This is a genomic window from Streptomyces sp. MB09-02B, assembly GCF_033794485.1.
GTDB lineage: Bacteria > Actinomycetota > Actinomycetes > Streptomycetales > Streptomycetaceae > Streptomyces.
Genome location: NZ_JARGEE010000044.1, coordinates 22901 through 33713, shown reverse-complemented (window position 1 = coordinate 33713; position 10813 = coordinate 22901). Strand labels below are relative to the sequence as shown.

The window sequence follows — 10813 nt, the reverse complement described above, 5'->3', positions numbered from 1 at the left end:
GGGGCGGGCCGCGACCGGGGGCCCGACACGGTGTCCTTGCCGACCGGCCTGTTCTGGAAGACCCCGCATCTCGTCGAGCACGCGGCGGGGCGCCCGTTCGCGTGGGTGGACGACGAACTGAGCGCGATCGACCGCACCTTCGTCACCGGACGCCACGGAGCCCACGCCCTGCTGCATCGCATAGACCCCCGACTCGGCCTGCGTGAGCCGGACTTCACGGCACTGGCCGACTTCGCCCGGACAGGCGTGCGGTCCGGAGAGGACATGGGTACGGTCGGCTGGTGATCGTCTGGGTGAACGGGGCCTTCGGGAGTGGCAAGAGCACGTTTGTGGAGGAGCTGCGGGGGCGGTGGCCCGACGCGCTGGTCTTCGATCCGGAGGTGATCGGGTACGTGCTCCGCGAGATCGTGGAGGTGCCGACCGGGGACTTCCAGGATCTGCGGCTGTGGCGGCGGCAGGTGGCCGGGTTCCTGGTGGGGCTGGCGGAGGAGTACGGGCAGCGGACGGTGCTGGTGCCGATGACTCTCGTGAAGTCCGGCTACGTGGCTGAGGTGTTCGGAGCGATCGAGGCCGCCGGCATCCCCCTCCACCACTTCTTCCTACGGGTCCCCGAGGACGTGCTGACCGCCCGTATCGACGGCCGCAGCTTCACCCCGGACGACCCCGAGCAGGACGAACGGGTCCGCCGTTGGTGCAAGGACCGCATCGCCGCCTGTACGGCCGCGGTCGACACGCTGCCCTCCGACACGGTGTTCCTGGACGGCGGGTCGAGCCCGGGCGAACTGGCGGAGCTGGTGCTCAAGCGGGTGGGTGCGTGAGGCTGTGACGATGACCGCGCACACCGAACCCGTCGACCGCGAAGTCGTCGACCGCGACCCCGTCGACCGCGAACTCGTCCGGGCCGCAGCCGACGTCGCCCGCACGCGCTGCCGGGGCGACAACCACACCATGGCAGCGGCGGCCCGGGCCCGGGACGGCCGGATCGTCACCGCCGTGAACGCCTACCACTTCACCGGAGGCCCCTGCGCCGAGTTGGTCCTGATCGGCACGGCGGCCGCCCAGGGCGCGTACGAGCTGGACGTGATCGTCGCCGTGGGCGACCGCGACCGTGGAGTGGTCCCCCCGTGCGGCCGGTGCCGACAGGCCCTTCTCGACTACTTCCCCACCCTCAAGGTCATCGTCGGCGGAGGCGGAGGCGGAGGCGGAGTCGGAGGCGGAGGCGGAGGCAGGGACGACCAGCTTCGGGCCGTCCCCATCACCGACCTGCTGCCCGAGACCTACGTCTGGGCGGACCACCAGCTCGACCCCGAGCAGTCCCCGCCGTCCCCGTCACCCGGCACGGGCTGAGGCAGGCAGCGAGGTTCGCGTCACGCGACGGCGGTCCCCTCCAACTCGACCATCAGGCCGGGGACCGCCAGCCGTGCCACCCCGAGCATCGTGGTGGCCGGCGCCACCCCGGCGGAGCCCAACCGCGAGGCCAGCACACCGTAGTGCGGGAACAGCAGATCGACGTCGGTGGTGTAGACGTTGAGCCGGACGAGGTCGGCGAGGGACATGCCGGCCTCACCGAGGACGGCCTCCAGGTTGTCGAGGCTCAGCGCCAACTGCGCGGCCATGTCCCCCTCATGCCGCGGCTTGCCGTCGCCGCCCGTCGCGGTCTGTCCCGAGCAGTACAGGGTCCGGGTGTGCCCGGAGACGAGTTCACCCTGGTTGAAGCCCAACTCCAGGGACCAGGCCACCGGGTTGACCGCCGTTCGTTCCACTGTCACATCAGCTCCTCGCGAGTCGTCGGGAGTACGGACGTCCGACGGAACGGCGCGTCGGCCGCCTCCGATGACGTCGGTGCACAGAGCCTTGCAACGAAACATGACATCCCCCGTCATGTATCCGATGCATCCGAGGTGCTCGATGTATCCGAGGTGTTCGAGGTGTTCGAGGTTTTCGATACGGTCCTCGTATGCGCGCCGATCGGCTGGTCTCGCTGGTGCTGCTGCTCCGTCAGCGCGGTCGGCTGACCGCGGACACGCTGGCCCGCGAGCTGGAAGTGTCCACCCGTACCGTGCTGCGCGACATCGAGGCGCTATCCGCGGCAGGCGTCCCGGTCTACGCCGAACGCGGCCGGCACGGCGGGTTCTCGTTGTTACCCGGCTTCCGGACCGAGCTCACCGGGCTGAATCAGGACGAGGCCCTCGCCCTGCTGACCGCCGGATCGGGGCGCGGCGAGCAGGCGTTCGGCCTGGGCTCCGCGCTCGCCTCGGCCATGCGCAAGGTGGTCGACGCCCTGCCCGAAAGCCATCAGGCCACCGCGAGTGACGCGGCCCGGCGCTTTCTCGTGGAGCCGGAGACCGACCTGCTCTCGCGCCGCCCGGCCACGGAGGACGTGCCCGGCACGACGATGACCGAGATCCGCCGCGCGGTGCTCGCCGGGCACAAACTGCGCATCCACTACGCGGCCACGGACCAGGCACCCCGGTGGCGCACCGTCGACCCGATCGGCCTGGTCACGGTGCGCGACCGGGGGTATCTCCTGGCGACGAGAGCCGGTGCGGACCGCACCTACCGGCTGTCGCGGGTGCTGGCCGCCGAGGAACTCCCCGAACCGGCCCGGCGACCGCACGCGGTCGACCTGGACCGGGTCTGGCGAGAACGCTGCGCGACGTTCCTCTCCACCGATCACATCGCCGTGCTGGTACGGGTGAACCCCGACCGGCGGGAGGAACTGCTGGGCACCGTGGTGGCCGTCCGCGCCGCGGAACCCGACGCGGACGGCTGGCTGCGGCTGGAGGTGACGTTCCAGGATCTGCGACACGCCGAGTGGGCGCTGTGGCAGCTCGGCACGGACGCGGAAGCCCTGGCCCCGGCGCCGCTGCGCACGGCTCTGCGCGACCGCGCCGCCGCGATGGCCGGCCGCTACGGGGCCGGCTCCACGACAGAGCCGCCCACCGGCGGTGACCAGCCCCTTCGCTCTAGCGGTGATCAGCCCCTTCCCCCTACGCCCTAGTCGTCGAGGTCATGCTCCGCCGGCTCGCCCCGGCCCACCGAGAGGGACCAGTGCACTCCCGGGGCGGCGGTGACGGAGACCGTGCCGGCGCGGTCGGCGTCGTCGATGGCGAACTCGTTGTTGATGTGCGTCACTTCGCCGTCGAGGCACTCCATGGGGAACGAGGCGCCCGTGGGGCGGAGTACGACCTCGACCGCGCCCTTGCCCTCGCAGCTCACGGCGACGATCAGGGCCTTGCCCTCACCCTTCCTCGCCGCCTCGAACTCGAGGTGCGCGCTGTTCCGCGTCTTGTTCTGACGCAGGACCACGCGATCGGCCACCGGGTCCGGGGCCTCGTCCGCCAGCTCGTGAGCCGTGTCGTCCTCGTTCGCGTCGGAGGCCGGGGTCGCCTTCGCCCGGGGCTGCTCGACCGACCTTCCGGGCTGTCGTTCCGATGATCCGGTGTCACCGTCGGAGCCGGACGAGCAAGCGGCGGTGGAGAGGAGAGCAGCCGCCGAGAGAAGCGCCAGGACGGCGGTGCGCGCGCGGTCCTGCCTGCGTGCAGTTGGTGACATGAACGACCCCCGTAAGTCGGCCCGTTGGTGGCGGGCAAGGCCGTGATCGTGACACCGGGGCGACGACGTCGACAAGGCGATGGGGCGGGTTCAGAGCACAATCTGAGGTTGCCCGCCCCCTCGCGGAAACGCACGCCTCAGCCGCGTACCTCGACCCGGGCCAGGAAACCGGTCTCCAGGGCCGTCCACACCGCGCCGTCCGGCCCCAGGGCGATTCCGTGGGGCTCGGAGGAGGGGGTCGGCAGGTCGTACTCGTGGATGTCGGGCGTCTCGTGACTCACGTCCGTCTCGTGACTCACGTGGATCTCGTGCGTGTCCGGGTGGCCGGCGTCGTGGCTGATCCGGCCGACGCGGTTCGCGCCCCATTCAGTGAACCAGCAAGTGCCGTCGGTGCCGTCGACGATGGCGTGCGGGCGGCACTCGCGGTCCGGCAGCGGGAACTCGTCGATCTTGCCGTCCGTGGTGATCCGCCCGATCTGACCGGCTCCGATCTCGACGAACCACAGGGCCCCGTCACCACCGGCGGCGATACCCACGGGGGCCGCGCCCGGCGTCGGCAGCGGGTGGACCGTGACCTCCCCGTCCAGCGTGATCGCACCGATCGCGTTCGCCTGGTTCATCGTGAACCAGAGCCGACCGTCCGACCCGGCCGCGATGGCCGACGCGAACGCCCCGGTGAGCGGCAGCGGGAACTCGGTGACCTCTCCCTCGGTCGTGATCCGGCCGATCCGGTCGACCCCCGACTCCGTGAACCACAGCGCGTCATCGGCGCCGACCGCGATCCCGAACGGGCCGGCCCCGGGCGTCGGCAGAGTGAAGGACGTGACCTCGCCCGCCGTGGTGATCCGCCCGATCCGATGCCCCTGGAACTCCGTGAACCACAGCGCGCCGTCCGGGCCGGCCGTGATGACCGACGGCCCGCCGGTCGTCGACGCGAGGGCGTACGACGTGACCTCACCGTCGAGCGCGAGCCGGCCGATCCGCCCGGCGTGCACCAACGTGAACCACAACGCGCCGTCCGGCCCGGCCGTGACACCGTACGGCCCCGCCTCCGCGTCGGAGACGGCGAACTCTGTGACGGACACGGTGGTTTGGCGATCGGGCATAGGGCGGGACTCCTCGGTCGGTGGTCGGTGGTCGGTGGTCGGTGGTCAGAGTCAACAATCGCCAATGCGGGCGTGCCGTGTCGCGTGAATTCCCGCCGTATCAAGGGCCCTTGGACGGGGGAGGGGTGTCGGCATGGCTGACGAGATCTTCCACGACCGACGGCTGGCCGAGCTCTACGATCCGCTCGACCCCGATCGCGCCGACCTGGACGCCTATCTGCTCGTCACGGAGGAGTTCGGCGCGAGGAAGGTGCTGGACATCGGCTGCGGGACAGGCGTGTTCGCGCTGCTGCTGGCGGAGCGTGGCGTGGAGGTCGTCGGGGTCGACCCGGCCGGCGCCTCCCTCGATGTCGCGCGGGCCAAACCGGGAGCGGACCGGGTCCGTTGGATCCACGGTGACGCGAGGGACCTCCCACCGCTCCAGGTCGACCTCGTCACGATGACGGCCAATGTGGCGCAGGCGGTCGTCGATCCGGAGCTGTGGCGACGCACGCTCATTGCCGCACGTGAGGCGCTGCGGCCGGGGGGTCGCCTCGTCTTCGAGACCCGAGACCCGGCGAGACGGGCCTGGGAGGCCTGGAACCGCGAGGCGTCGTACGGGGTGACCGACGTCCCGGGCTTCGGCCGGGTCGAGAGCTGGGTGGAACTGACCGAGGTCACCGGCCCGTTGGTGTCCTTCCGCTGGCACTACGTCCTCGACGGAGCCGGTGGGGACGACGCGGACGAGGACGCGATCCTCACCTCCGACTCCACCCTCCGATTCCGCGAACGCGGGGAGCTCGAGGCGGACCTGCTCGCGCACGGCTACACGGTCGAGGACGTACGGGACGCTCCCGACCGGCCAGGTAAGGAGTTCGTGTTCGTGGCGTGTCGGCCAACGTCGCCCTGACCGATTCGATGCTTTTGCTCCGCTCTGCCGCTCGGGCAGAGTCGTGACCATGAAGCGCGTGGCGTGCATGGTGCGGGTCGAGGGCGGCGAGGTCTGGGCGGACGACTCGGGACCGGGACCGGGACCGGGACCGGGATCGGGTGCGGGTGCGGGTGCGGAAGGGCCGCCGGTGGTGTTGTTGCACCCCGGCGTCGGGGACTCGCGCATCTGGGATCGCGTGATCGCAGGCGCTGGAGTGGACGCAGGCGCGGGCGCAGGCGCAGACGCAGGCGCGGGCGCAGCCGGGCTGGACGGCCGGTGCCGGGTGATCCGGTACGACGCCCGGGGGTTCGGCAGGTCGCCGAGGCCGGGGACGTCGTACACGCAGGTGGGGGATCTGCGAGCGGTGCTGGACCACTTTGGTGTGTCCCGTGCGGTGGTCGTCGGGTCGAGCATGGGCGGCTCGACCGCGATCAGTTTCGCCCTGGAGGAGCCGGCGCGGGTGGCGGGGCTGGGCCTGGTCGTGCCGGGGGTCAGCGGCTACGCGGGCGTGGAGTCGGCCGAGCTGACGGAGGAGATCGGACGGCTCGCCAAGGAGGGCGACATGGACGGTCTGGTCGCCCTCGGGCTGGGGCTGTGGGGCGGGGCGGGCCCGAGCCCCGACGTCGAGGCCGAGGCGGCGTTGCGGGCGGCGATCCCGGCGTGGTTCACGACGTACGGCCACGAGACGCCGGCGCCGCCGGCCTTCGACCGCCTCGGCGAACTCGATCTCCCCGCCGCCCTCCTCCTCGGCGAGAAGGACCAGCCGGAGGTCGTCCGCTGCAACGAGGAGATCGCCGACCGCATCCCCCACTGCCGCCTCGTCCGCCTCCCGTCCGCCGACCACTTCCCGACCCTCCGGGCCCCGGACGCGGTACGGCACTTCGTCGAGGACCTGTACGCCCGTCTCGGTTGATCCGCCGGTGGCCAAGCTGGTGCCGCTGCGTCCCGAGGTGAAGCGGACCGGCCGTGGCTCGCTCCGGGGGCGGATCCACATCCCCGACGGCTTCGACGAACTGCCCGACGACATCGCCGACGCCTTCGGGACGCGCTGATGCGACTGCTGCTCGACACCCATGTGGTCGCCGCGCCGTACCTCCTCTGGTGGCTGGACGACTCCGCCGAGAACCGGCCCAGGTGGTGGAAGGTGCTGTGACGGCGGTTACCGCCGCCGAACCGGCTACGCGCCGCTCCGCCCCGCCAGGTCCACCCGCACCGTCAGCAGGCGCGAACCCAGTACCCGTACCGCCGTGCTGTTCATGCGGGGCAGCGTGCGCAGGCGGGCGATCGGGTCGTCGTCGGGGAGCAGGTGGGCCGTGCCCTCGTGCCAGCGGCCCCGGATGCGGACGCGGACCGAGGGGTCGGCCTTGATGTTGCGGATGTAGTGGGAGGCGTCGCCGTACTCGGAGACCAGCCAGAAGGTGTCGCCGACGCGGCGGCCGCCGATGGGGGTGCGGCGCGGGAGGCCGGACGTGCGGCCCGTGGTCTCCAGGAGGGTCTGGAGGGGGACCCTGCGCAGGAGCGGGTTGGCGACGTGACGCTGGAAGGCCGTCACGACGCGTTGTTTGCGATCTGATGCGCGGGTCATCGGCGTGGTTCTCCTCGGGGCGTGGGAGGTACGGAGTACAGGATCGGGTACGGGGCGAAGGCGGTGGGTGGCCGGTGCGGGTCGTGACGTGGAACCTGTGGTGGCGGTTCGGGCCGTGGCAGGAGCGGCAGAAGGCGATCCTCGCCGTGCTGCGCGAACTGCGCCCCGATGTCGTCGGGTTGCAGGAGGTCTGGGAGCAGGGGGTCTGGGAGCGGAAGGGCGAGGGCGCGGAGAGCGGAGAGGGGAACCTCGCCGGGTGGCTCGCCCGGGAACTCGGCATGCACTGGGCCTGGGGTGAGTACGGCGACGCCGAGCGCTGGCAGCGGCGGATCGGCGACCCGGGTGTCGGGATCGGTACCGCCGTGCTCAGCCGGTGGCCCGTCCTTGAGCGGGACGCCATCGGGCTGCCGACGGCGGAGGGCGGCAGCGGGCGCGGCGCGCTCCACGCCCTCCTCGACGCACCCGGCGCGCCCGTCCCCTTCTTCACCGCCCATCTCAGCTCCGAGACCGACGCGTCCGCGCAGCGCTGCCGCCAGGTCACCGCGCTGGCCGAGTTCGTGGCCCGGCACCGGGGCGGGAACACCGGCCATCCGCCCGTGATCACCGGCGACTTCAACGCCTGGCCCGACTCCGACGAGGTCCGGCTGTTCGGCGGCTACCGGACCGCGCCCGCCGTGCCCGGACAGTACTTCTTCGACGTCTGGGAGTACGCCGAACCGGGCGCCCCGTCGGCCACCTGGGACCTCGCCAACCCGTACGTCGCCGGGTCGCACGGGCCGAGCGTACGGGTCGACTACATCCACGTCGGACCGCCGGGCCCCGGGGGACTCGGCCACGTACGCGCCGTACGGAGGGCGGGCGACGGCCCCGTCGACGGCGTATGGCCCTCCGACCACGCGGCCGTCGTGGCCGACCTGGCGGACTGACGAACGGGGGTGCGGGAGGGGGCGCGCGGTAGACAGCGGGGCCGCAAACGTCGGTGGGTGCCGGGGCCCGGCACGGGGCTGGGGCCGGGGCGCGCTGAAGGCCCCGGCCGTACGCACCGCACCGCACCGCCCGACGTGCCCTACGGCTTCCGGCCGACCCCGCCGTGCTGTCCGATCGGCTTCGGCTCGCCCGTCGTCGAGTCGTCCGGGTGCCACAGGGGGACCGAGACGATGCCCGGGGGGAGCAGGTCGAGACCGTCGAAGTAGCCGGTGATCTGGTCGATCGGGCGGAGGTAGTACGGGACGGCGCCCGTCTCGTTGTAGGCGTCCTGGGCCCGCTCGTAGTCGGGGTCGGTGCCCCGGGAGCCCTCGTTGATGTTGAGGTAGCTGCCGGAGGGGAGGCCGGCGAGCAGGCGGCGGACGATGTCACGGGCCTCGTCGTACGAGCCGACGTGCCCCAGGATGCCGCTGAGGATCAGCGCGGTCGGCCGGGAGAGATCCAGAGTCACCGTCGCGGCCTCCAGGATGCGCTCCGGCTCGTAGAGGCTGGCGTCGACGTACGCGGTGGCGCCCTCGGGGGCGGAGTACAGCAGCGCGCGGGCGTGCGCGAGGACCATCGGGTCGTTGTCGACGTAGACGATCCGCGCCTCCGGCGCGCTGCGCTGGGCGACCTGGTGCGTGTTGTCGGCCGTGGGCAGCCCGGTGCCGACGTCCAGGAACTGCCGGACGCCCTCCACCTCCACCAGATGCCGGATGCTGCGCCGCAGGTAGGCGCGGCTGCTGCGGGCGATGGTCACGATGCCGGGGAACGCGCCGGCGTACGCGTCACCGGCCGCCTCGTCCACCGGGTAGTTGTCCTTGCCGCCCAGCCAGTAGTTCCAGATGCGGGCGGAGGCGGGCACCGAGGTGTCGACCTTCTCCTTCGCCGCCGGAGCCGCCGCCGGGTCGGGCGTCGTCGCGTGATCGGTCATGGGCGCCGTCTCCTGTCGCCGTGCAGGTGCGTCGGCACACAGACAGACGCACGTGTTGTGTCGAGCCAAACCTAAAGCCCAACACGAGTATTTCGTACGAGGGTTCCCCCTACCGTCGTCGGATCTTCCTGCTGGCTGCCAGGTGAACAGCCCTGCGGGACAGTGCCCCTAGCGTCGCCGTCCCAGGAAGATCGGGTTGGTGAAGGCCGCCATCGGGCCCGGGAAACCCGGCACGATCGGCGGCCGGCGGACCTCGGCGCGTACGTACGCCGCGTACGAGGCCGTCGTACGCCACTCGGCCGCGCCCGTACCGGACTCCGGGATCGCCGGCGAGGTGAACAGGACGCCCTGGTCGGTCACGAAGCGGATGGTGCAGCCGGCGGAGCCCGTCGCCTCCAGGCGGACGGTGACCGGGGTGTCGGCGTCCACCTTCAACCGCTCGCCGATGCCCGCGTGTTCGCCCCGCCCCCCGGACGCCGTGAACGACACGGACACCTCCTTGGACTCGGCGACGTAGGAGCGGCCCGCCCGCAGCCCCTCCTGGATCGCCTCCCGGCTCAACTCGTCGGCCAGGACCACCGTCTGGGGGCGGCCGACGGGATCGGGGTCGCGGTGCGCGTCGCTGTTGCCCATCGCCGGGATCCAGTCCCGGCGGCCCTCGCGCACGGCCGCGACGAGCATGCCGTCCCAGTCGGCGAGCGCCACCTCGTCCTCCGGCGAGTACGCCCCGTTCCACACCTCCACCGCGTCGGCCTCGCCGAAGCCGAACTTCCAGTTGCAGCCGATGCAGGTGGCGTGCGGATGGGCCGGGACGACCAGGCCCCCGGCGCGCCGGATCTGCCGGGCGTACCTGCCGAACCGGTTGTCCCGCGCCCGGTACCGCCAGTCGACGAACGTGCCCGGGTCGACGCCGAGCGCCACCACGTGCCCGTTGCGCGTGGTGACCTCCTCGCCCAGCATGATCAGCAGGTCGTCACCCGCGTGCTCGGCCCAATGGGCGTGCGCTGACTGGGTGTTGTGCTCCGAGCTGTTGATGAAGTCCAGGCCGGCGGCACGGGCGAGGGCCGCCAGCTCGGCGGGGGTGCGGCGGCCGTCGGAGTACCAGGAGTGGAGGTGGCAGTCGCCCCGGTACCAGGCCCGGCCCCGCCCCTTGGCGCGCTCCGGCGGGTACACCGGCTGCACTGGCGCGGCCGGCCGGCCGTACGTCAGGGTGATCGTGATCTCGTACGGCAGCCCGTCCGGTGCCACCGTGTACGGGCCCAGCGCGATGTGCCAGGTGCCGGGGCGTACGGGGCCCGGGACGTAGCCCGGGGTCGCCTCGTCGGTCCGGATGAAGAACTCGGTGCGGGCGCCGCCCGACCAGCCCCGGAAGCCCTTGCCGCCCAGCTCGGTGCCGCGCTCGTCGAAGACGCCGATGTCGAGCGCGTTGCCCATCGTGCCGGCCGGGACGGTCGTTCTCTCGTAGCTGTAGGAGACCTTCAACTCCCTTACCCCCGACGGTACTTCGACCGGCAGATAAACGAAGTCGGGGGAGCCGGTGGGGAGGGTCCCCCTGATCGTCCTGGTCTCCTGCTCGCCGTCCGCGGCCTCGGCGCCGCTCGTCGAAAAGGTCACGCTTCCCAACGTAAGCGCGGCCGCCGCCGACGTCACGAACAGCGCGCGCCTTCCCAGTCCGTTCCCGTCACCGTGGTCGTCGTCGCACATGCTGCTGCTCCCCGGGTCGGTCGTGAGTGACATGGCGTGGGTGGTGCGTGGGTGGT

Annotated in this window: 13 protein-coding genes and 1 pseudogene; 8 read left to right on the top strand and 6 right to left on the bottom strand. The window is 72.1% G+C overall.

Annotation, left to right across the window (positions count from 1 at the left end; genetic code table 11):
• The 3 genes and pseudogenes from P1P70_RS09570 to P1P70_RS09560 all read left to right on the top strand — a co-directional run.
• Positions 1-285 (top strand): annotated as a pseudogene (locus P1P70_RS09570) (hypothetical protein); the annotation flags it as partial.
• Entirely contained in the window at positions 282-818 is a 537-nt protein-coding gene (locus tag P1P70_RS09565) for an AAA family ATPase (RefSeq protein WP_319236194.1), read from the top strand. The pseudogene P1P70_RS09570 and the gene P1P70_RS09565, both read left to right, overlap by 4 nt.
• Positions 819-828: 10 nt before the next feature.
• Positions 829-1347, top strand: a complete 519-nt coding sequence (locus P1P70_RS09560; protein ID WP_319236193.1) for a cytidine deaminase — start codon at positions 829-831, stop codon at positions 1345-1347.
• 20 nt (positions 1348-1367) lie between these two features.
• On the opposite strand, the gene P1P70_RS09555 is transcribed toward P1P70_RS09560, so the two are convergent.
• Positions 1368-1763 carry a RidA family protein gene (locus tag P1P70_RS09555; RefSeq protein ID WP_319236197.1) on the bottom strand — a complete coding sequence of 132 codons (396 nt, stop codon included), beginning with the start codon at positions 1761-1763 and terminating at the stop codon, positions 1368-1370.
• Between the two features lie 194 nt (positions 1764-1957).
• Here P1P70_RS09555 and P1P70_RS09550 point away from each other — a divergent pair, with 194 nt between their 5' ends.
• Entirely contained in the window at positions 1958-3001 is a 1044-nt protein-coding gene (locus P1P70_RS09550; protein ID WP_319236191.1) for a helix-turn-helix transcriptional regulator, read from the top strand.
• Here P1P70_RS09550 and P1P70_RS09545 read toward each other — a convergent pair.
• Together P1P70_RS09545 and P1P70_RS09540 are read right to left on the bottom strand one after the other, a co-directional pair.
• On the bottom strand, positions 2998-3555 hold the full coding sequence (locus tag P1P70_RS09545; protein WP_319236189.1) for a hypothetical protein: 558 nt from the start codon (positions 3553-3555) through the stop codon (positions 2998-3000). The genes P1P70_RS09550 and P1P70_RS09545 overlap by 4 nt on opposite strands.
• Positions 3556-3692: 137 nt before the next feature.
• Positions 3693-4661 (bottom strand): virginiamycin B lyase, encoded by a 969-nt coding sequence (locus P1P70_RS09540; protein WP_319236187.1) that lies wholly within the window; start codon positions 4659-4661, stop codon positions 3693-3695.
• 133 nt (positions 4662-4794) lie between these two features.
• On the opposite strand from P1P70_RS09540, the gene P1P70_RS09535 reads away from it, so the two are divergent.
• The 3 genes from P1P70_RS09535 to P1P70_RS09525 are packed head-to-tail and all read left to right on the top strand — an operon-like array spanning position 4795 to position 6623.
• Positions 4795-5550 carry a class I SAM-dependent methyltransferase gene (locus P1P70_RS09535; RefSeq protein WP_319236185.1) on the top strand — a complete coding sequence of 252 codons (756 nt, stop codon included), beginning with the start codon at positions 4795-4797 and terminating at the stop codon, positions 5548-5550.
• A 49-nt stretch (positions 5551-5599) separates the two neighbouring features.
• Positions 5600-6484 (top strand): alpha/beta hydrolase, encoded by an 885-nt coding sequence (locus P1P70_RS09530; protein ID WP_319236183.1) that lies wholly within the window; start codon positions 5600-5602, stop codon positions 6482-6484.
• 7 nt (positions 6485-6491) lie between these two features.
• On the top strand, positions 6492-6623 hold the full coding sequence (locus P1P70_RS09525) for a hypothetical protein (RefSeq protein WP_319236182.1): 132 nt from the start codon (positions 6492-6494) through the stop codon (positions 6621-6623).
• Positions 6624-6748: 125 nt separating this feature from the next.
• Here P1P70_RS09525 and P1P70_RS09520 read toward each other — a convergent pair whose 3' ends face one another.
• Positions 6749-7156 carry a nitroreductase/quinone reductase family protein gene (locus P1P70_RS09520; protein ID WP_319236180.1) on the bottom strand — a complete coding sequence of 136 codons (408 nt, stop codon included), beginning with the start codon at positions 7154-7156 and terminating at the stop codon, positions 6749-6751.
• A 74-nt stretch (positions 7157-7230) separates the two neighbouring features.
• On the opposite strand from P1P70_RS09520, the gene P1P70_RS09515 reads away from it, so the two are divergent.
• Positions 7231-8082: an endonuclease/exonuclease/phosphatase family protein gene (locus tag P1P70_RS09515; protein WP_319236179.1), complete on the top strand. Its 852-nt coding sequence runs from the start codon at positions 7231-7233 to the stop codon at positions 8080-8082.
• Between the two features lie 140 nt (positions 8083-8222).
• Here the strand turns inward: P1P70_RS09515 and P1P70_RS09510 are convergent, their stop codons facing one another.
• Together P1P70_RS09510 and P1P70_RS09505 are read right to left on the bottom strand one after the other, a co-directional pair.
• Positions 8223-9053 carry an SAM-dependent methyltransferase gene (locus P1P70_RS09510; RefSeq protein ID WP_319236177.1) on the bottom strand — a complete coding sequence of 277 codons (831 nt, stop codon included), beginning with the start codon at positions 9051-9053 and terminating at the stop codon, positions 8223-8225.
• Positions 9054-9221: 168 nt separating this feature from the next.
• Positions 9222-10757: a CehA/McbA family metallohydrolase gene (locus tag P1P70_RS09505; protein ID WP_319236196.1), complete on the bottom strand. Its 1536-nt coding sequence runs from the start codon at positions 10755-10757 to the stop codon at positions 9222-9224.
• Between the last annotated feature and the right edge of the window lie 56 nt (positions 10758-10813).

Coding starts and splice junctions, on each gene's coding strand:
- P1P70_RS09550 (WP_319236191.1), top strand. CDS start 1,958: ATGCGCGCCGATCGGCTGGTCTCGCTGGTGCTGCTGCTCCGTCAGCGC.
- P1P70_RS09535 (WP_319236185.1), top strand. CDS start 4,795: ATGGCTGACGAGATCTTCCACGACCGACGGCTGGCCGAGCTCTACGAT.
- P1P70_RS09520 (WP_319236180.1), bottom strand. CDS start 7,156: ATGACCCGCGCATCAGATCGCAAACAACGCGTCGTGACGGCCTTCCAG.
- P1P70_RS09505 (WP_319236196.1), bottom strand. CDS start 10,757: ATGTGCGACGACGACCACGGTGACGGGAACGGACTGGGAAGGCGCGCG.
- P1P70_RS09545 (WP_319236189.1), bottom strand. CDS start 3,555: ATGTCACCAACTGCACGCAGGCAGGACCGCGCGCGCACCGCCGTCCTG.
- P1P70_RS09560 (WP_319236193.1), top strand. CDS start 829: ATGACCGCGCACACCGAACCCGTCGACCGCGAAGTCGTCGACCGCGAC.
- P1P70_RS09540 (WP_319236187.1), bottom strand. CDS start 4,661: ATGCCCGATCGCCAAACCACCGTGTCCGTCACAGAGTTCGCCGTCTCC.
- P1P70_RS09510 (WP_319236177.1), bottom strand. CDS start 9,053: ATGACCGATCACGCGACGACGCCCGACCCGGCGGCGGCTCCGGCGGCG.
- P1P70_RS09530 (WP_319236183.1), top strand. CDS start 5,600: ATGAAGCGCGTGGCGTGCATGGTGCGGGTCGAGGGCGGCGAGGTCTGG.